General features: G+C 64.1%; 17 protein-coding genes and 1 pseudogene. 5 read left to right on the forward strand and 13 right to left on the reverse strand.

What is annotated here, in order from left to right:
* Nucleotides 1-350: 350 nt before the first annotated feature.
* Nucleotides 351-1,652: pseudogene (locus FA04_RS19585) on the forward strand (YifB family Mg chelatase-like AAA ATPase); the annotation flags it as partial.
* 68 nt (nucleotides 1,653-1,720) lie between these two features.
* Here the strand turns inward: FA04_RS19585 and cysK are convergent.
* Together cysK and FA04_RS19595 are read right to left on the reverse strand one after the other, a co-directional pair.
* Nucleotides 1,721-2,689 carry a cysteine synthase A gene (cysK, locus tag FA04_RS19590; protein ID WP_034797566.1) on the reverse strand — a complete coding sequence of 323 codons (969 nt, stop codon included), beginning with the start codon at nucleotides 2,687-2,689 and terminating at the stop codon, nucleotides 1,721-1,723.
* A 137-nt stretch (nucleotides 2,690-2,826) separates the two neighbouring features.
* Nucleotides 2,827-3,444 (reverse strand): LysE family translocator, encoded by a 618-nt coding sequence (locus FA04_RS19595; RefSeq protein WP_034797564.1) that lies wholly within the window; start codon nucleotides 3,442-3,444, stop codon nucleotides 2,827-2,829.
* Nucleotides 3,445-3,618: 174 nt separating this feature from the next.
* Between FA04_RS19595 and FA04_RS19600 the strand changes: the two genes are divergently transcribed.
* Nucleotides 3,619-4,251 carry a LysE family translocator gene (locus tag FA04_RS19600; RefSeq protein WP_034797562.1) on the forward strand — a complete coding sequence of 211 codons (633 nt, stop codon included), beginning with the start codon at nucleotides 3,619-3,621 and terminating at the stop codon, nucleotides 4,249-4,251.
* 39 nt (nucleotides 4,252-4,290) lie between these two features.
* Here FA04_RS19600 and FA04_RS19605 read toward each other — a convergent pair whose 3' ends face one another.
* Nucleotides 4,291-4,596, reverse strand: a complete 306-nt coding sequence (locus FA04_RS19605; RefSeq protein WP_034797560.1) for an NIPSNAP family protein — start codon at nucleotides 4,594-4,596, stop codon at nucleotides 4,291-4,293.
* On the reverse strand, nucleotides 4,593-5,510 hold the full coding sequence (locus tag FA04_RS19610; RefSeq protein ID WP_034797558.1) for a DMT family transporter: 918 nt from the start codon (nucleotides 5,508-5,510) through the stop codon (nucleotides 4,593-4,595). Before FA04_RS19610 ends, FA04_RS19605 begins: the two co-directional genes overlap by 4 nt.
* 130 nt (nucleotides 5,511-5,640) lie before the next feature.
* Between FA04_RS19610 and FA04_RS19615 the strand changes: the two genes are divergently transcribed.
* Complete coding sequence (locus tag FA04_RS19615; protein WP_034797556.1) at nucleotides 5,641-6,078, forward strand: Lrp/AsnC family transcriptional regulator; 438 nt, start codon at nucleotides 5,641-5,643, stop codon at nucleotides 6,076-6,078.
* Nucleotides 6,079-6,120: 42 nt separating this feature from the next.
* Here the strand turns inward: FA04_RS19615 and dut are convergent, their stop codons facing one another.
* Nucleotides 6,121-6,594: a dUTP diphosphatase gene (gene dut / locus FA04_RS19620; RefSeq protein WP_034797555.1), complete on the reverse strand. Its 474-nt coding sequence runs from the start codon at nucleotides 6,592-6,594 to the stop codon at nucleotides 6,121-6,123.
* Nucleotides 6,595-6,685: 91 nt separating this feature from the next.
* Between dut and FA04_RS19625 the strand changes: the two genes are divergently transcribed.
* Nucleotides 6,686-8,269: a peptide chain release factor 3 gene (locus FA04_RS19625; RefSeq protein ID WP_034797554.1), complete on the forward strand. Its 1,584-nt coding sequence runs from the start codon at nucleotides 6,686-6,688 to the stop codon at nucleotides 8,267-8,269.
* 75 nt (nucleotides 8,270-8,344) lie between these two features.
* On the opposite strand, the gene FA04_RS19630 is transcribed toward FA04_RS19625, so the two are convergent.
* From FA04_RS19630 to FA04_RS19640, 3 genes are all read right to left on the reverse strand, one after another.
* Complete coding sequence (locus tag FA04_RS19630; RefSeq protein ID WP_034797553.1) at nucleotides 8,345-9,043, reverse strand: B3/B4 domain-containing protein; 699 nt, start codon at nucleotides 9,041-9,043, stop codon at nucleotides 8,345-8,347.
* A 33-nt stretch (nucleotides 9,044-9,076) separates the two neighbouring features.
* Nucleotides 9,077-9,994: a DMT family transporter gene (locus FA04_RS19635; protein WP_034797551.1), complete on the reverse strand. Its 918-nt coding sequence runs from the start codon at nucleotides 9,992-9,994 to the stop codon at nucleotides 9,077-9,079.
* A gap of 94 nt (nucleotides 9,995-10,088) precedes the next feature.
* Entirely contained in the window at nucleotides 10,089-10,895 is an 807-nt protein-coding gene (locus FA04_RS19640) for an AraC family transcriptional regulator (RefSeq protein ID WP_034797549.1), read from the reverse strand.
* A 200-nt stretch (nucleotides 10,896-11,095) separates the two neighbouring features.
* Between FA04_RS19640 and FA04_RS19645 the strand changes: the two genes are divergently transcribed.
* The gene (locus FA04_RS19645; protein WP_159415593.1) at nucleotides 11,096-11,791 is read left to right on the forward strand and encodes a DUF2268 domain-containing putative Zn-dependent protease; all 696 of its coding nucleotides are present in this window, start codon (nucleotides 11,096-11,098) and stop codon (nucleotides 11,789-11,791) included.
* An 18-nt stretch (nucleotides 11,792-11,809) separates the two neighbouring features.
* Here the strand turns inward: FA04_RS19645 and FA04_RS19650 are convergent, their stop codons facing one another.
* The 5 genes from FA04_RS19650 to FA04_RS19670 all read right to left on the reverse strand — a co-directional run bounded on the left by FA04_RS19650 (nucleotide 11,810) and on the right by FA04_RS19670 (nucleotide 18,323).
* Nucleotides 11,810-12,229 (reverse strand): GFA family protein, encoded by a 420-nt coding sequence (locus FA04_RS19650; RefSeq protein WP_034797547.1) that lies wholly within the window; start codon nucleotides 12,227-12,229, stop codon nucleotides 11,810-11,812.
* Between the two features lie 169 nt (nucleotides 12,230-12,398).
* Nucleotides 12,399-13,199, reverse strand: a complete 801-nt coding sequence (gene iolB, locus FA04_RS19655; protein WP_034797545.1) for a 5-deoxy-glucuronate isomerase — start codon at nucleotides 13,197-13,199, stop codon at nucleotides 12,399-12,401.
* A gap of 261 nt (nucleotides 13,200-13,460) precedes the next feature.
* Nucleotides 13,461-14,360, reverse strand: coding sequence for a myo-inosose-2 dehydratase (gene iolE / locus FA04_RS19660; RefSeq protein WP_034797543.1), 900 nt, complete (start codon nucleotides 14,358-14,360; stop codon nucleotides 13,461-13,463).
* Between the two features lie 98 nt (nucleotides 14,361-14,458).
* Nucleotides 14,459-16,312 (reverse strand): 3D-(3,5/4)-trihydroxycyclohexane-1,2-dione acylhydrolase (decyclizing), encoded by a 1,854-nt coding sequence (iolD, locus tag FA04_RS19665; RefSeq protein ID WP_034797541.1) that lies wholly within the window; start codon nucleotides 16,310-16,312, stop codon nucleotides 14,459-14,461.
* A 73-nt stretch (nucleotides 16,313-16,385) separates the two neighbouring features.
* Nucleotides 16,386-18,323, reverse strand: coding sequence for a bifunctional 5-dehydro-2-deoxygluconokinase/5-dehydro-2-deoxyphosphogluconate aldolase (locus FA04_RS19670; protein ID WP_034797539.1), 1,938 nt, complete (start codon nucleotides 18,321-18,323; stop codon nucleotides 16,386-16,388).
* Between the last annotated feature and the right edge of the window lie 11 nt (nucleotides 18,324-18,334).

Raw genomic sequence — 18,334 nt, forward strand, 5'->3', positions numbered from 1 at the left:
CATCGAAGCGGAACAACGCGAAGCCGCGGCTTCATGGGATGCTCACCTCGTCGGAGGCGGTTTAAGTGTAAATCCTACTCTACAAGCCCGTCCCTCCGGCTGCGCCTGCGGGCCAGGTCCTAGCCGGCATGCCGGAACAGGACGGCTGCGCCGACTTTTTTGGTTTTGAAGAAGGCATTGGCCAGCATCGCTTGCAATTGGTGAGCCGCTTGCAGGCCATGCCTTCGTCGGCTGAGCCGAAAATGGAATCCGCCTGTAGGCGGATACATTGTTTTGCGGGACAAGCCCGCCTTTGATGTATGCAACCATAAGCATATATAGAATACAAATACAGAGAATATGGCAGAAGCAGCCATTTCGACCTGGCGATCGCACTCGGCCTGATGGCAGCCCTCGGCGCCATTCCCGGCGATGTGTTGGCGCCTTATGTGGTGATCGGTGAGCTCAATCTCGATGGCACCATCGCTGCCGTTGCCGGCGCGCTTCCCGCCGCGATCGGTGCCAATGCGCTCGGCAAGGGTCTGATCTGCCCGGCCGAAAGCGGACCCGAGGCGGCGTGGGCCGGGGCCGAGATCGACATTCTGGCGCCCCGCAGCCTGATCGCAATCGCCAACCATTTCCGCGGTACGCAGGTGCTTTCGCGACCCGAGGCCGCGATCCGCTCAGGCGCATCTAACCTGCCCGATCTCGCCGATATCAAGGGTCAGGAAAGCGCCAAGCGGGCGCTCGAAGTGGCGGCCGCCGGCAACCACAATCTGCTGATGGTCGGCCCGCCCGGCTCGGGCAAGTCGATGCTCGCTGCCCGCCTGCCGTCGATCCTGCCGCCGCTCAACCCGGCCGAGCTCCTCGAAGTGTCGATGATCCATTCGATCGCCGGGCAGCTTCCGGGCGGCAAGCTCTCGGACCGGCCGCCGTTCCGCACGCCGCATCATTCCGCGACGATGGCCGCCATGGTTGGTGGCGGCTTGCGTGCCAAGCCCGGCGAGGCGTCGCTTGCGCACAACGGCGTACTGTTTCTCGACGAGTTTCCGGAATTCTCGCCGCAGGTGCTCGACGCGCTGCGCCAGCCGCTTGAAACCGCCGAATGCATCATCGCCCGCGCCAACCACCGCGTCAGCTATCCCGCCGCGATCCAGCTTGTCGCGGCCATGAACCCCTGCCGCTGCGGCATGGCCGGCGAACCCGGCCGCAGCTGCGCCCGTGGACCGCGCTGCATGTCCGACTATCAGGCGCGCATTTCTGGTCCGCTGATGGACCGCATCGATATCCGCATCGACGTGCCGGCCGTCAGCGCCGCCGATCTCCTGAAGCCCGCCGCAGCCGAAAGCAGTGAGGTCGTTGCCCGTCGCGTCGCCCGTGCCCGGGCGCTGCAGATCGATCGTTTCGCCGCCCTCGGACATCCAGAGCTGACAAGCAATGCCCGCGCGTCGACCTCGATGATCGAGAAGATCGCAGCACCCGATGCGGCCGGCCTGCAGCTTCTCCGGGACGCCGCCGAAAAGATGAAATTCTCCGCCCGCGGCTACCATCGTGTGCTGAAGGTGGCGCGCACGCTTGCGGACCTCGATGGTGCGTCGACGGTCGGCCGAATCCATCTCGCCGAGGCGATTTCCTATCGGATCGCCGGGGAACGCTTGCCCGTCGCCGCATAGCGGCGTGCCTGGAAAAAAAAAGGGCGCCTCGTGGGCGCCCTTTCCGATCAGAAGTTATCCCAGCCTGATCAGCCGCCCAGGCCATCGAACAGCACCGTCGAGAGGTAGCGTTCGGCAAAGGACGGGATGATGACGACGATGGTCTTGCCGGCATTTTCCTCGCGCTGGCCGACCTCGATTGCCGCGGTTAGAGCGGCACCGGCGGAGATGCCGACCGGCACGCCTTCGAGCTTGGCGACAAGGCGGGCGGCCTCGATCGCTTCCGCGCTGTTGACCGTGACGATCTCGTCATAGACCGTGGTGTCGAGGATCGCCGGCGCAAAGCCTGCGCCGATGCCCTGGATCTTGTGCGGCCCGGGATTGCCACCGGACAGAACCGGAGATTCCTCCGGCTCGACGGCGATTACCTTGATCGAAGGCTTGCGCGCCTTCAGCACCTGGCCGGCGCCGGTAATCGTGCCGCCGGTGCCGATGCCGGAGACGAAAATGTCGACAGCGCCGTCCGTGTCGTTCCAGATTTCTTCGGCCGTCGTCTTGCGGTGAATTTCCGGGTTGGCCGGGTTTTCGAACTGCTGTGGGATGATGGCGTCCGGCAGTGTCTCGACCAGTTCCTGCGCCTTGGCGATCGCGCCCTTCATGCCCTTGGCGCCTTCGGTCAGCACCAGCTCGGCGCCGAGCAGCGCCAGCATCTTGCGCCGCTCGACCGACATGGTCTCCGGCATCGTCAGGATCAGCTTGTAGCCCTTGGCGGCCGCGACGAAGGCGAGCGCGATGCCGGTATTGCCGGAGGTCGGCTCCACCAGCGTCGTGCGGCCGGGCGTAATCTTGCCCTGCGCTTCCAGGCTCTCGATCATCGCCACACCGATACGGTCCTTGACCGAGGCGATCGGGTTGAAGAATTCAAGCTTGGCGAGCAGGTTCGCCTTGACGCCCTTTTCCTTGGCAAGCTTGTCCAGCCGCACGATGGGCGTGTCGCCGATCGTTTCCGTGATCGAGGAATAGACGCGGCCGCGGCCGGGCTTGCGTGTGTCGGACATGGGTTTCTCCCTTGGGCGTAAATTGTCGAGCTATGAGAATAGGAACAATGATCGCGCAATTCCAGAACGACAAACACCGCGCAGCGATCCGCCGAAGGAAAAACCACTGGCGAAGTCGTTGTTCGGGAAAAGTTTTTTCAGCTGGCGCGAACCGCGATATAGGCCGCCGTGCCGGCAAGCACGCTGGCCGCAACCCGGTTCAGCGCTTTCAGGGCCTTCGGTTGCTTGAGCAGCAGACGCGCACGCGAGGCGAGCAGCATATAGGGTACGAGAACGCTCAAGAGCACCAGAAAGGTGGCGGTCAGGAGCAGGCCGTAGTCGCCGGGTCCGATCGCCCGAATGTCGATCAGCGTCGGCACGAGCGCCACGTAAAACAGCATCGTCTTCGGATTGCCGAGCGTGATCAGCAGGCCGGACAGAAAGGACATGGCCGAACTCGTCGACGGCTTCGCCTTGATGTCCTCCGGCAGCAGCCCTGCGCTCCACAGCTTCCACGCGATGTAGCCGAGGTAGAGGACGCCGGCAAACTTCACCACCAGGAAGGCTGTGGTGAAGGTCTGGGCAATCAGCGCCAGCCCGAGGATGACCGCGGTTAGATAGATCATGTCGCCGAGCGCGATGCCGAGGCCCATGAAGAAGGTTTCGCGGAAACCGGAGCCGAGCGCGCGCGCAACCAGCGCCGTCACGCCGGGGCCTGGAATGGCTGCGGCGATGAAGAGCGCGCCGCTATAGGCGATGAGGGCCGCGAGCGTCATGGAACGTCCTTCCGAAGATGATGCCGATTTCTACCTCAAGCGACTGAAAAAGCAAATCACCGAACTGCGACCGGCGGGCGTCCGCTGAAGAAATTGACCGGGTGACAAGTCTGGCGTTGTCCGCTGGTGCGAAATGCGTAGAGCTTGGCGAAAACGAGCGAAAGGCGCCTCTCCATGCCCGAGTTGAAGGATATGATCGGCTTTGCCCTCCTGGCCCTTGGCATGGTGCTGACGCCAGGCCCGAACATGATCTACCTGATCTCGCGCTCGATCAGCCAGGGGCCGGGCGCCGGCTTGATTTCGCTCGGCGGCGTGGCGCTCGGCTTCGTCGTCTATATGGTCTCGGCGGCACTCGGTATCACAGCGCTGCTTCTGGCCGTGCCACTCGCCTATGATGCGCTTCGCATCGCCGGTGCAGCCTACCTTCTCTATCTCGCCTGGCAGGCGGTCAGGCCCGGTGGACGCTCGCCCTTTCAGGTCAAGAACCTGCCGAAGGATGGGCCGAAGAAGCTGTTCGTCATGGGCTTCCTGACCAGCCTGCTCAATCCCAAGGTAGCGGTGCTCTATCTCTCGTTGCTGCCGCAGTTCATCCGGCCGGAGCTCGGCAACGTGCTCGGCCAGTCGCTGGTCTTCGGCTCGATCCAGATCGCGACCAGCGTCACCGTCAACGCCATGATCGCGCTCGCCGCCAGCGGCATCGCCGCTTTTCTTGCCGGGCGGCCGTTGTTCATGGTGGTGCAGCGCTGGGCGATGGGGACGGCGCTCTTCGGCTTTGCGCTGAGCATGGCCTCGGAAGCGCGGCGCTAACGCGCGCTTGCCGATGCCGCCCTCAACCCCGGAGCTGGCTTACTCGAAAACCGGTCGCATGAAGCTGCGCTCGTAGCTGAGGATGCAGCGCGTCTTCTCGGCATAGGCGAAGGCGTCCTGGCATTCCGGATCCGCGGCCATTTCCCGGCGGTAGTTTTCATAGTCGGCAAGGGTCGGAAAGCTGAAGAGCGCCAGGGCGATGTTGTTCGCCCCTTCATGCGGCAGGAAGTAGCCGTGATGCGTGCCGCCCAGCCGATTGACGAGCGGGATCCAGAGCTTGGCGTAATGTTCGAACTCGGCCGCCTTGTAGGGGTCGATAATGTATTTCAGGTAGCAGGTGATCATGCAGTTCTCCCTTCGCGTTCCCGCTTCCTGATAGAAGAGGGAAGGCGAAGTTTCCAGCCGAGAGTCATTCCGGCGGCGGCAACGAGGATCGCGACGGAGCCGGCGATCTGGATCGGCTGCAACTGGTGCCCGAAGGCGAGGCGGTCCACCACAATGGCGGCAATCGGATAGATGAAGGAAAGCGCCCCGGTCATGTGCGTCGGCAGCCGCTGGATCGCGCCGTAGAGCAGCACATACATCAGCCCGGTGTGGATGACGCCGAGGGTCAGGACGATCGACCATTGCGTTGCACCTGACGGGGCGGGTGCGGCAAGCGCCATCGGTGCCAGCATCACGGTGCCGGTGATCACCTGGATCAGCGCAATCAGATGCGGCGGCGTGCCCTTGAGCAGCTTGGTCGCAATCGCCGCGATCGCGTAGAAGAAGGCAGCACCGATCGAAAGGGCCACGCCGATCAGATAATCTTCAGGCGCGAAGCCTTGGCCGGGCTTGGCCGAAATGATCGCGAGCATGCCGGCAAACGACACCAGGAGCCAGAAGATCTTGGTGACGGTGATCTTTTCGCCGAGGAACACGGCGCCGAGGCCCAAGAGCATGAAGGGCTGGGTGTTATAGACCATCGTCGCGATCGAGATCGATGCGTGGGAATAGGCGGCGAAGAGCAGCAGCCAGTTGACCACGATCGCGATGCCGCCGATGACCGAAAGCAGCAGCATCCGTCGGCTGAAGTGGCGACGGTCGAGAAGTCCGAGCGCCCAGGCAATGGCAACGAGCGTTATGGTCCCGAAGACGCAGCGCCAGAACACCACGCTCGTCACCGGCTGCCCCGACATCAGCACGAACCAGCCGATGGTGCCGGATATCAGCATCGCTGCCGTCATCTCGATGCTGCCGCGTTTGAGCTCGGTATTCATGATTTCTGCTCCTATTGGTGATCGCAGAATAGCCGGTGCTCATGGCCTTTCCCATAGATGAACGAAGGCAATTGTGCTAGGTTGCCTAATTATCGAAGTTCTGTTTGTTGTTGTGACTTATGGTGTCGTGATGCTGGACGAGATTGACCGACGAATCCTCGACATACTGGCCGCCAATGCTCGGGTGTCGCTGAAGGAGCTGGCGCAGGAGGCCGGGCTCTCGTCGCCGAGCGCTGCGGATCGGCTCCGCAAGCTGGAAGAGCGCGGCGTCCTCGACGGTTTCACAATCGCCCTCAACCCCGCCAAGGTCGGCTACCCGCTGCAGGCGGTAATCCGCGTGCGACCGATGCCGGGCATGCTGCACATCGTCGAGCGGCTGATCCAGGAGACGCCGGAATTCGTCGAATGTGACAAGGTCACAGGCGACGACTGCTTCATCGCCAAGCTCTACGTGCGTGACATGGCGCAGCTCGACATGATCCTCGACCGGATCGCCGAGAAGGCGCAGACCAACACCTCGATTGTCAAGTCGACACCGGTCAAGCGCCGCCTGCCGCCTTTGGTTTAAAAGCAATCCCAGGAAAAGTGCGAAGGGGTCGCCGTCGGTCGATCAGACGCCGGTCGAGCCGAAGCCGCCGGCGCCGCGTGCCGTCTCGCTTGCGCCGTCGGCCTCGCGAACCGTGACCTGCGTGACCGGTGCGATCACCATCTGGGCGATGCGCATGCCGCGCTCGATGATGAACTCCTCGTCGCCGAGATTGACGAGCAGCACCTTCACTTCACCGCGATAGTCGCTGTCGATCGTACCGGGCGTGTTGAGGCAGGTGATGCCGTGCTTGAAGGCGAGGCCAGAGCGCGGGCGGATCTGCGCCTCGTAGCCGGCGGGCACTTCGAAAATGAAGCCGGTCGGAACGAGGGCGCGCTTGCCGGGGGTGAGCATCAGCGGGCGATCGGCGGGGACGCCCGCGCGCAAATCCATGCCGGCGGCGCCTGCGGTCTCGTAGGCCGGAAGCTCCAGGCCTTCGCCGTGCGGCAGACGAACGAGGTTGAGGGTCGGGCGGGATAGGGAAGTGTGCGTGCTCATGCCCGCATAAGCCGGGCCACGGGCGCCTCGGTCAATTGCATAATCGGGGCCGAGCCTGTAAAGGACGCGGCAACTCACAGGATTTTACGACATGGCTGAAACTCTCGCCGAGGCGGTCTCCCGCCGCCGCACATTTGCGATTATCGCCCACCCGGACGCCGGTAAGACCACGCTCACGGAAAAGTTGCTGCTGTTCGGCGGTGCCATCCAGCTCGCCGGTGAGGTCAAGGCCAAGAAGGACCGCATCCAGACCCGTTCGGACTGGATGAAGATCGAGCGCGAGCGCGGCATCTCGGTCGTCACCTCGGTGATGACCTTCGAGTATGGCGGCAACGTCTTCAACATTCTCGATACGCCCGGTCACGAAGACTTCGCCGATGACACCTATCGCACGCTGACGGCGGTGGATGCGGCCGTCATGGTCATCGACGCCGCCAAGGGTATCGAACCGCGCACTCTAAAGCTCTTCGAAGTCTGCCGCATGCGCGACATCCCGATCATCACCTTCGTCAACAAGATGGACCGCGAAAGCCGCGATCCCTTCGAGATCCTGGATGAGGTCGAGGAGAAGCTGGCGCTCGACTGCGCGCCGGTGACCTGGCCGATCGGCCGCTCGAAGACTTTCTGCGGGTCCTACAACCTCGCCGACAACACCGTGCGCGGTTCGGACACGCAGGAAATCCCGACCAAGGTCAACGGCCCGGAAATGGCCTCCCATCGCCTGCCGGAAAACGAGCGCGACGCCTTTACCGAAGAGCTGATGCTGGCGATCGAGGCCTGCAAGCCCTTCGACAAGAAGGCCTTCCTCGAAGGCCATCTGACCCCGGTCTTTTTCGGCTCGGCGCTGCGCAACTTCGGTGTGCGCGATCTCATCAATGCGCTTGGCGACATCGCCCCGCCACCGCGCGACCAGGTAGCGGATATCCGCACGGTGCATGCGACCGACGACAAGATGACGGCCTTCGTCTTCAAGATCCAGGCCAACATGGACCCGAACCATCGCGACCGCATCGCCTTTGCGCGCGTCTGCTCCGGCAAGCTCGAGCGCGGCATGAAGGCGCGCCTGTCGCGCACCGGCAAGCAGCTTGGCCTCAGCGCCCCGCAGTTCTTCTTCGCCTCGCAGCGCCAACTCGCCGACACGGCTTACGCCGGCGACGTCGTCGGCATCCCGAACCACGGCACGCTCCGTATCGGCGACACGCTGACGGAGGGCGAGCCGCTGGTGTTCCAGGGCGTGCCGAACTTCTCGCCGGAAATCCTGCGCCGCGTGCGGCTCGAGGATGCGATGAAGGCGAAGAAGCTGAAAGAGGCGTTGCAGCAGATGGCGGAAGAAGGCGTCGTGCAGCTCTTCTCGCCGGAAGACGGTTCGCCGGCGATCGTCGGCGTCGTCGGTGCGCTGCAGCTCGACGTGTTGAAGGAGCGCCTCAGTGCCGAATACGGCCTGCCGGTTTCGTTCGAAATGTCGCGCTTCTCTGTCTGCCGCTGGATTTCGTCCGACCAGCCGGCCGAACTCGACAAGTTCGTCACGGCCCGTCGTGGCGACATCGCCCGCGATCTCGATGGCGACCCGGTGTTCCTGGCGCAGGACAGCTTCTCGCTGCGCTACGAAGCCGAGCGCTATCCGGCGATCAAGATGGTCGCGATCAAGGAATATCACGTCGCCAAGGCGGCCTGATTGTCCTGTGTCCGGCCGGTGCCCAGGCATCGGCCGGTCTCGCGGCGCTCAAACGCCGTTTTCTGAACGAAATCCCTAAACCGAAAAATCGAAACGCGGCGACGAACGATCGAGCATGGCGATGCTCGGGCGGGCACCCCAGGTCTGTTCGATTGCCTGCGAAAGTGCTGTGAGCAGGCGTTCGGTGTCCTCGCATGCCGTCTTGTGCAGCGCTTCCGCCACGATCAGCGCATGCGTCGTCTGCGGCCGGGTGGCCGAAAGACCGCTCTGCCGGTTGGTCCAGCGCCGGGCATGCGCCCGCCCCTCGGCATCGGCGAAGATCACTTCGCCTGGTTCGGGGCTCTCCGTTTCTCCTGAGAACGTCAGATAGCGTTCGCTGCCGGCCGCCCGGCGGACGTGCAGAAAACCGCTGACGTGGGAGAGGTCGAAGACGGCGATCGGAATGGCGAAGGCGAGCGAAGCGGCGTTGCAAAGATCGATCAGCGGATGGATCGACGGCAGGTCGCCTTCCTTGCGGAAGCGGCGAAGCAAGGCTTCGGCTGCCGAGCGGTATTGTGTCGGCTTCAATCCCATCTTGGCAAAGGTCCGGCGCCACGCCTGGATCTCGGGCAGGTCGCTTTCCGAACCCGCGCCGAGACGATCATTTGCGCTCGCCTGGAACTGGCGAACATGGTCCTCGACCGAGACGCCGCCATTTATGCCATCGATGAAAAGCGCGCCGGCGCTCAGCTCCGGGAAATCGCGCCAGATGTCGTCTGCGTGCTGGAAGTGCATGGAAGTCCTCGAATTGGATGCGTTCATTCTGGTTCAAACCTCCGCGACCGGAAAGGCGCGTGCCGTCCTTCGGCCGGCGAGGATCTGGGGTAGGGTCAGGCCGAGGACGGCGGCGAGCACGCAGCCGATCCCAAGCAATTGAGGGGCGCCGACCGGCTCGTCGAGCAGGAGAAAGGCGAAGGCGACGGCTGAAACGGGCGCCAGCGCCGTGAAGACGGAGGCCTCGGTGCCGCTTACTTTGGCCGATCCCGCATACCAGAGCAGGAAGCCGGCAACGGTCGGGATGAGGGCGTAGTAGAGAACCGCAACGATTGCGCCCCTGTCGATCTCGGCCGTCGCATGCGTCTCGAAGAGCGCAGGGATGATGGCGACCGCGAAGCCGAGGCCGGCCATCAGCGTCGAAAGAGCCAGCGGCGAGATCTCCGTCTTCACGCGCTTGTTGAGAAGGATGAACAGGCCTTCGCATATGACGGCGCCAAAGATGAGGGCGATGCCGAGCGGCGAATGGGTGCCGCCTTCGCCGGGCTTGAAGACGATGGTCAGCACGCCGGCTGCGGCAAGTGCGATCGCCGCAAGCACTTTGCGGTCCGGGCGCTCGCCGAGAAGAAGGATGGCGATGGCGGCGGAAACCACCGGCAGCGTACCGATCACCACGCCGGCATCGGTTGCCGAGGTCAGGCTGAGGCCGGCGATCAAAAGCGTCGTATAGCCGACGCTGCCAGCGCCGGCTTGGGCGATGAGGAGAAGCCAGTCGCGGCCCTTAAGTTTCGGCCATGACGTCCTGGTGAGCCACATCAACAGCAGGAAGAGCGGGAAGGCGACGGCGAAGCGCAGCGCGGTGGCCGTGAACGGTGGCAGGCCCGTCGCGATGATCTTGCTGGCGATCACCGTACTACCGACGAGGATCATCGCCAGCGACAGATAGAGATAGCCTTGAAATTTTCCCAACATGTCCGTTCTCCGTTGCTCCGCCGCGCTTGTCGCTGCGCAGCCGGTGCAGCAATGCTCCGGGGGAGGGCTCGGGTCTTGAACGGAATTGCGGGCGTTACTTTTTGGCCTCGGCATAGATGCCCGGCGAGAGGCCATATTTGCTGACGAAGACGCGGGTCATGTGGCTCTGGTCGGCGAAGCCGGCCGCGAACGCGGCCTCCGCCAGCGGCACGCCACCGCCGATCAGGCGGCGGGCGAGATCGATGCGGCGCTGGACGATATAGGCATGCGGCGTCAGGCCGACGGCGCTTGCGAAATTGCGCACCAGTTGAAAGCGGCTGAGCCCGGCTTCGGCGGCGAGATCGGCGAGCGTGATCGCGGCCGTCGGATCGTCGTCGATCATCGTCTTGGCCGCCGTGACTGTTGCCGGCCGTTCACGCTGGTGTCGCCTGCCGGTGGCAAGAACGCCTGCAAGCAGCAGCAGGAGCTGCTCCTCGTGCCGGATGGCGTCGCCCATGGCCGTCGGATCAGTGATGGCCGCAAACAGTGCCCGAAAGTGATCTGCGACCTCCCGGTCGTGGAAGGCGGGGGCAGTGAACTCGCCGGAATGCGCGCGGCCCTGGCTGATATCCTCGGCGGCAGTCGCGATGACCGAGGGATCGAAGTAGAGCATGCGCCAGGCGCGGCCGGCATCACCGATCGGCGTTCCGTCATGCACCTCGCCGGGGTTGACGGTGATCATGTCGCCGGCGCCGGCTTCGACCATGCCGCGGCCGCTGAGCGACTTCTGCGCGCCCTGATAGATGAGACCGATGCCGAACTGATCGTGCGTGTGGCGGGCGAAGGACTGGCGCGTTTCGGCCTCGACAGCGTCTATGCCCGCGGCGGCACTGCGCAGCATACTGATCTTGCCCTTCGCCATCCCGCGCGCCTGCTCCGTTCTCCAGCTTTGTCTTGTACACCGCGGCGCCGCATCCGGCCATCGCAATGACGCCTCATGACGCCTCCTGCTCCGGCTGACATCGGTGGGTCGCAGAAACTTTCATCTTTCCGGCGTTGCAATCACCGGCCGCATCCTTACGTTGCGGTGCCGGGCGGCTGAGACAATAGGAGATGGTCGAAATGCTGGATCTTCGTGTTCACTTTCTCGAAGCGGACGGGTCTCTGGCGCCGTGGCACGAACGAATACGGGAGGCCGTGCGGGAAACCGCCGAGCGTGTCGGCGCGGCGGTTTCTGCCTCGGACAGCGCCGCCCCCATCGATGTCCTCGTCGAGTATCGTGCGGGCGAGACGATCCCTGAACTCGGTGTTGCGGGCGCCTGCTACCGCAGGGCGCTGGTCTTCTTCACGGTCGATCCCGGCAACGAGAATTTCGAGGCGAGCCTTAGTGCGGGAGAAGTGCGCAAATTGCTGACGCACGAACTGCATCATTCCTTTCGCCACGCGACCTGCGGCTATGGTTCCAAGCTCGGCGAAGCGCTGGTCAGCGAGGGGCTGGCCGATGCTTTCGATGCCGAGATCAACGGCGGCGACGGCCATGTGTGGAATCATGCGCTCAACGCCGCGGATTGGGAAAGCTTGTTGGAGCGCGCCGAACGAGAGCTTTGGACCGAGACCTATGATCACGCAGGCTGGTTCTTTGGCACCGATCGATCTCTGCCGCGCTGGGCCGGCTACACGATCGGCTATCATCTGGTGAAGACTTATCTTGCTGTCAATCCGCAGGCGCGCCCATCGCAGATGACGGCGACGCCGGCATCGGCCGTGATCGGCGAAGCATGGGCGCCGTTCAAGGATCGTCTGCTCGTCGCCGCATGATGGTTCAGGCCGAGATGGCTAAGCGTGAGACGCCTCGTCGCGATCGCGGCCCGGCAGCTTCCTGACGTCGCCGATCCAGGGCAACGCCGAGGAACACCAGATCTGTGACCGCGGTCTGAGCTGCCGGCGCTGGTTGATCGTTCCCACCCGGATGCCAACCTCCAGCGCGTCCTCGTCGGTGCCGGTCGTGTAGATCGGCGAGCCGCAGTTCGGGCAGAAGAACTGCAGCCGCTGCCGCCCGTTTGCGCCGATCTTCACATAGAGCTTCGGTTCGCCGCCGGTCAGCCGAAAGTTCTCCCGTTCCGTGCCCGCGGTGACGCGGTAGGCCGATCCCGTCAGTTGCTGGCAATCGGTGCAATGGCAGATCCCGACATCGGCCGGGTCGATCTCCGCCTCGTAGGTGACGAAGCCGCAGTGGCATTGCCCGTCGATATGCATGGAGCCCTCCCTGAAAGCGGGAAAGCTAGGGCGGTCCGGGCGAAAGGCTATGCCGCTCTCATCCGCCCGAAGCCTCATTGGGCGATCGGGCTCAAGGATCGCAGCGTCTCGCCCCGCCGTTCGGCATGGACGGAGAGCGGTGGAGCGCCACCGTTTGGTTCGCCGCCGCTTACACGCCGGTAAACAGCCACTCGTGTTCGCGGGCGTTGTGGAACTTCCAGATGCGCTTCGGTCCGGCCATGACGTTGAGATAATAGACGTCGTAGCCGTGCACGGCAGCGACCGGATGATAGCCCCTCGGCACCAGCGTCACGTCGCCGTCCTCGACTGCCATGGTCTCGTCGAGCGAGCGATCGTCGGTATAGACGCGTTGCATCGCAAAGCCCTGGGGCGGGTTCAGCCGGTGGTAATAGGTCTCTTCCAGATAGCTCTCGGCCGGCAGGTCGTCCTGGTCGTGCTTGTGCGGGGGGTAGGAGGAAGTATGGCCACCGGGCGTGATCACCTCGACGACGAGCAGCGACTGCGCCGAGCCGTCATCTTCCGGCATGATGTTGGTGACGTAGCGGGTGTTGGTACCCTTGCCGCGGGTCATCTGCGGATGGGTGCCCGGTGCGATCACCTTCGCCTTGAAGCCGTCGCCGCCCGGGGCCGAGCAGATGGCAAGGTCGAGGTCGGAGGTGGCCGTTGCTTGCCAGCGGCTGCCCTTCGGCACGTAGACGGCATAGGGCTGGCCCTCGAAGGGGGTCATGCGCTCGCCGAGCTCGCCGAGGCTTTCGCCGTCGACGGCGACCTTCGCCTTGCCGGACACGAGCACCAGGCAGGTTTCCTTGTCGCCGGTCTCGCCCTCGGTCGTCTCGCCCGCTTTCAGCCGTTCCAGCGCGAAGCCGACATAGGTCCAGCCGGCGCTCTCCGGCGTCACGTTTTGCATGAGGCCCGATTTGGCCTTCGGTTTGACGAGCAGCTTGGACATGTCGATCTCCCTGATACTTTTTCTGGAGCCGCGCCGAATGGTTGGCCTGCCCCTCACCCTAGCCCTCTCCCCGCTTACGGGGAGAGGGGATTTTCGGAGTTTGCGTCGCGCTCCCCACCTCTACGTCGCGAGGGACCGGAGGGCGCGGCCTATCCCTTCACCCCGCCGGCGGGGAGAAGGTGGCGGCAGCCGGATGAGGGCCTCCCTCACCGTGCGGATGAGGGGCACGCCCCGCGAAGTCCGGCGACCGAAAGTGACGGCTTACTTGTCGAGCCCGGCTTCCTTTGCGAAGGCCTTCAGCGACTTCAACCCAAGTGACTGGTATTCGAAAGGGTTGCGCACGGCCGAATCCTGTTCCGCCTCGATCACCAGCCAGCCGGAATAATCGTGCTCGGCGGCGATCTTCAGTACGGGCAGGAAGTCGACGCCGCCTTCGCTGTCGCCGGGAACCGTGAAGACGCCACGGCGCACGCCTTCGAGGAAGGAGAGGCCTTCGCCCTCGACGACCTTGCGGACAGCGGGACGCACGTTCTTGCAATGGATGTGGCGCACGCGGTGCATGTATTTCTTCGCGACCTCGGCCGGATCGGAACCGCCGAACCAGGCGTGGCCGGTGTCGAGCAGCAACTTGGTCGCCGGGCCGGTGTTCTGCATCAGGAGATCGATTTCCTCACCGGTCTGGACGATCGTGCCCATGTGGTGATGGTAGACGAGGTCGATGCCCTGGTCGGCACAATATTGCGCGATCGCTTCGAGGTCGGCGCCGAACTTCTTCCACTGGTCGGCCGGCAGCACCGGCTTGTCGTTGGCGACCGACTTTCCGTCGTCGCCATGGATGGCGTTCGAGGTTTCGCAGACGATTGCCACCTTGCAGCCATTGTGCTTCAGGAGATCGAGATGCGGCTGGATCGCCTTCTTCTCGGCCTCGACGTCGTGGGTGAGCAGGTTGGTCGAGTGCCAGCCGGAGACGAAGACGAGATCGTAGGAGCCGAGCTTCTGCTTCAGTGCTTCCGGATCGGACGGCATCTTGTGGCCCTTCTCGATGCCGTCGAAGCCGATCTTCTGGCAATCGGACAGGCAGTCCTCGAGCGTCAAATGCGCGCCGATCGAATGATCGTCGTCGTTGCTCCAGGCGATCGGGTTAGTTCCGTAGCGGATCATGTCTTTCACTTTCTGATGCCATCCGCGGAAGGCGGATGTTTTGTGAGCATAAACGGGAAAAGCGCCCGCGCGAAAACGCGGGCGCCGAAAGGGCAATCTTAGCCGAAGCGCTGTGCGGCGAGCGCCTTCTCATAACCCTCGCGCGCCGCGTTGACCTGGGCGCGGCCCGAGACCTCGGGCACTGCGACATCCCACCAGTGGCCGCCGGCCTCGGTCGTGATCAGCGGATCGGTGTCGATGACGATCACGGTCGTGCGCGTCTCGCTCGCGGTCTCCTTGAGCGCTGCTTCGAGCTCGGAGATCGAGCCGACCTTGCGGGTGACGGCGCCCATCGCGCCGGCATGCGCCGCGAAGTCGATCTGCGGCAGTTCGACGTGATGGGTGTCCTTCAAGAGATTGTTGAAGTTGGCGCCACCGGTGCCCATCTGCAGTCGGTTGATGCAGCCGTAGCCGGCATTGTCGAGCAGCACGATCGTGAACTTGGCGCCAAGCATGATCGAAGAGGCGATCTCCGAATTCAGCATCATGTAGCTGCCGTCACCGACCATGACGATCACGTCGCTCTCGGGCTTGGCGAGCTTGACGCCGAGACCGCCGGCAACTTCGTAACCCATGGTCGAGAAGCCGTATTCCATGTGGTAGCCGCCGGGCTCTTCCGCCTGCCAGAGCTTGTGCAACTCACCGGGTAGACCGCCGGCGGCGCAGACGAGCGTCGTGTTCTTGCCGCCGCGGGCGCGCTGCACGGCGCCGATCACCTGGGCGTCGGAGGGAAGGGCCGCATTGGTCGTGGCCGTCGCCTTGTCGGCCGCCGCCAGCCATTCCGCCTTGCCGGCCTTGGCCTTCGCGGTCCAGCTCGGATCGGCCTTGTGGCCGCCAAGACCGCCGGAGATGCGGTTGAGACCGGCGCGGGCGTCTGCGATCAGCGGCAGGCCGTTGTGTTTGCCGGCGTCGAAAGGCTGAACGTTGAGGCCGATGATCTTCAGGCCCTCGTTCTTGAAGAGCGCCCAGGAACCGGTCGTGAAGTCCTGCAGGCGCGAGCCGACGGCGAGAACCACGTCGGCATCCTCGGCAAGCGCGTTGGAGGCGGTGGTGCCGGTCACGCCGACCGAGCCCATGTTGAGCGAATGCGAATGCGGCAGCGCCGACTTGCCGGCCTGCGTCTCGACCACGGGAATGCCGTGGCGTTCGGCGAAATCGCCGAGCTCCTTGCTCGCTTCGGAATAGAGCACGCCGCCGCCGGCGATGATGATCGGCTTCTTTGCTTCCTTCACCGCCGCGATCGCCGTCGCCAGTTCGTCGAGATCCGGCTCGACGCGGCGCGGCACCCAGACCTTCTCGTCGAAGAAGTTTTCCGGATAGTCATAGGCTTCCGCCTGCACGTCCTGGCAGAGCGACAGCGTCACCGGGCCGCAATCGGCCGGATCCGTCAGCACCTGCATGGCGCGGCGCAGCGCCGGGATGATCTGTTCGGGCCGGCTGATGCGGTCGAAGTAGCGCGAGACCGGGCGGAAGCAGTCGTTCGCCGAGATCGTGCCGTCGCCGAAGCTTTCCACCTGCTGCAGCACCGGATCGGGGCGGCGGTTGGCGAACACATCGCCGGGCAGGAAGAGGACCGGCAGGCGGTTGACATGGGCGAGTGCTGCCGAGGTCACCATGTTGAGCGCGCCGGGGCCGATCGAGGTGGTGCAGGCCATGAAGCGGCGGCGGAAGCTCGCCTTGGCAAAGGCGATCGCCGCATTCGCCATGCCCTGTTCGTTCTGGGCGCGGTAGGTCGGCAGCGTGTCCTTGATCGCGTGCAGCGCTTCGCCGACGCCGGCGACGTTGCCATGGCCGAAGATGGCGAAGACGCCGCCGAAGATCGGCACCTTCTTGCCTTCGATGACGGTCATCTGGCGGGTCAGGAACCGCGCCACGGCCTGGGCCATAGTCAGGCGCACGGTCTTCTGGCTCATAATCTGTTTCCTCCTCGTGGCGGAATCGTCCCGTTCCGCCCTGTCCGGCATTATCGACTGATATCTGTCGATCCTATGCCGCCTTTGTTTCACCCAGTTGCAGCCAGAGATCGACCAGGGCCTTGAATTTTCCGGCCATGTCGGCGATCGCCTGGTCGTCGCTCATCGTGCCGCCGAGCCAGGCCCGGCCGGCATCGGCGAAAATCGTTCGGCCGACGGCAAAGCCCCGGACCGTCTTCGAAGTGCGGGCGGCTGCAAAGCCGTCCTTGAGCTGCTCATAGGGCGCTTCGAGGCCCAAGAGCACCACGCCGCGGCAGAGCGGGTCGCGTGCCTCGATGACGGCATCGATCGCTGCCCAGGCGCCGCGGCTCGCCTGCGGCTCGAGCTTCCACCAGTCCGGCTTGAGCCCGGCATCGTAGAGTTCGGTCAGTGCCCGCGGAATGGTCTGGTCGTCGAGCTTGCCGTGCTTGCCGGCAATGATCTCGATCAGGATCTCACGGCCAACCTTGCGCGCCGCTTCGAAGGCGGAGCGGAGCTTTGCCACCTGCTGGGCTTTCAACTCCGCCGGATCGTCCGGGTGGTAGAAGGAGAGCACCTTGATGCAGTGGTCGACCGGCCAGTCGATCAGGCGACTGCCGAGATCCTGGCTGAATTCGAATTGCAGCGGCCGCGAGCCCGGAAGCTCGATCGGCTTGCCGATCCAGAAGTCGCGATGGGCGCCGGCGGCGTAAAGCGCGTCGCGGCCGTACTTGTCGTCGATCAGCATGCCGAAGCCGGAGCGGCCGGCCGCGACCTGTGCGGCGGCCTTTACCGCCAGCACCTTGAAGGCGGGAATGCGGTCAAGCAGAGCCTGGTCGCCGGCGGCCATGTCTTCGAGCTGGCTGCGATGATCGATCGCCAGCGCCATCAGAAGCGGGATATCGCGGCGACGTGTGGTTGCCCAGTGAACGTGGTTGATCGCCTCGTCCTTGCGCAGGGCCCGTTCTTTGCTGCCCTTTTCCAGGAAGAACTGCAGTTCCGTCCAGGTCGGGATTTCAGGCGCACAGAGCAGGCGCGAGACAGCGAAGGCGCCGCAGGCATTGGCCCAGGTAGCAGACGTCGCGTGCGGCTCGTTTTTGAGCCAGCCGCGCAGGAAGCCGGACATGAAGGCGTCGCCGGCGCCGAGCACGTTATAGACCTCGATCGGAAAGCCCTTGCCGACGATGCCGTCTTCGAGGTCGTCGGTGATCGGACCGTCATAGACGATGCAGCCCATCGGTCCGCGCTTGAGCACAATCGTCGCCTTCGAGAGCGAGCGGATCGTCTTCAGCGCCTGGAGCAGGTCACTTTCGCCCGAGGCGATCAGCACTTCCTCTTCCGTGCCGACGATCAGGTCGCAATCGGCAAGAACCGTTTTCAGATGCGCCGAAACGCGATCCGACGCGATATAACGGCTTTCGCCGGCGTCATGGCCGGCAAGGCCCCAGAGGTTCGGACGGTAGTCGATGTCGAAGACGACCTTCGCGCCGTTTTCCTTGGCAATGCGGATCGCCTTGCGCTGGGCGGCGTCGGTGTTCGGCTTGGAGAAATGCGTGCCCGAGACGAGCACTGCGCGGGCGGAACGGATGAACTCCTCGGAAACGTCATCTTCGCAAAGCGCGTTGTCGGCGCAGTTGTCGCGATAGAAGAGCAGCGGGAAGGTCTTGTCGTTTTCGACCGCGAGGATCGCGAGCGCCGTCAGCCGCTCCGGATCGGTGACGATGCCGCGGGTCTCGACGCCTTCGCGAGTGAGCTGCTCGCGGATGAAGCGGCCCATCTGTTCGTCGCCGACGCGGGTAAGAAGCGCTGACTTCAGACCCAGGCGGGCGGTGCCGACAGAGATGTTGCAGGGGCAGCCGCCCACTGACTTCGCAAAGCTCGAAACATCTTCAAGTCGCGTGCCGATCTGCTGGCCATAGAGATCGACCGAGGCCCGGCCGATGGTGATCAGGTCGAGCGGCTTTGCTCCCTGTGCCGAAACGTTCTGGCTCACTGCTTCCTCCC

The sequence above is a fragment of the Ensifer adhaerens genome (genome assembly GCF_000697965.2).
GTDB lineage: Bacteria > Pseudomonadota > Alphaproteobacteria > Rhizobiales > Rhizobiaceae > Ensifer > Ensifer adhaerens.

Bases quoted from the DNA above. Each gene is read 5' to 3' on its own strand.
- cysK (WP_034797566.1), bottom strand. From the start codon at position 2,689: ATGTCCGACACACGCAAGCCCGGCCGCGGCCGCGTCTATTCCTCGATC.
- FA04_RS19595 (WP_034797564.1), bottom strand. From the start codon at position 3,444: ATGACGCTCGCGGCCCTCATCGCCTATAGCGGCGCGCTCTTCATCGCC.
- FA04_RS19600 (WP_034797562.1), top strand. From the start codon at position 3,619: ATGCCCGAGTTGAAGGATATGATCGGCTTTGCCCTCCTGGCCCTTGGC.
- FA04_RS19605 (WP_034797560.1), bottom strand. From the start codon at position 4,596: ATGATCACCTGCTACCTGAAATACATTATCGACCCCTACAAGGCGGCC.
- FA04_RS19610 (WP_034797558.1), bottom strand. From the start codon at position 5,510: ATGAATACCGAGCTCAAACGCGGCAGCATCGAGATGACGGCAGCGATG.
- FA04_RS19615 (WP_034797556.1), top strand. From the start codon at position 5,641: ATGCTGGACGAGATTGACCGACGAATCCTCGACATACTGGCCGCCAAT.
- dut (WP_034797555.1), bottom strand. From the start codon at position 6,594: ATGAGCACGCACACTTCCCTATCCCGCCCGACCCTCAACCTCGTTCGT.
- FA04_RS19625 (WP_034797554.1), top strand. From the start codon at position 6,686: ATGGCTGAAACTCTCGCCGAGGCGGTCTCCCGCCGCCGCACATTTGCG.
- FA04_RS19630 (WP_034797553.1), bottom strand. From the start codon at position 9,043: ATGCACTTCCAGCACGCAGACGACATCTGGCGCGATTTCCCGGAGCTG.
- FA04_RS19635 (WP_034797551.1), bottom strand. From the start codon at position 9,994: ATGTTGGGAAAATTTCAAGGCTATCTCTATCTGTCGCTGGCGATGATC.
- FA04_RS19640 (WP_034797549.1), bottom strand. From the start codon at position 10,895: ATGGCGAAGGGCAAGATCAGTATGCTGCGCAGTGCCGCCGCGGGCATA.
- FA04_RS19645 (WP_159415593.1), top strand. From the start codon at position 11,096: ATGCTGGATCTTCGTGTTCACTTTCTCGAAGCGGACGGGTCTCTGGCG.
- FA04_RS19650 (WP_034797547.1), bottom strand. From the start codon at position 12,229: ATGCATATCGACGGGCAATGCCACTGCGGCTTCGTCACCTACGAGGCG.
- iolB (WP_034797545.1), bottom strand. From the start codon at position 13,199: ATGTCCAAGCTGCTCGTCAAACCGAAGGCCAAATCGGGCCTCATGCAA.
- iolE (WP_034797543.1), bottom strand. From the start codon at position 14,360: ATGATCCGCTACGGAACTAACCCGATCGCCTGGAGCAACGACGACGAT.
- iolD (WP_034797541.1), bottom strand. From the start codon at position 16,312: ATGAGCCAGAAGACCGTGCGCCTGACTATGGCCCAGGCCGTGGCGCGG.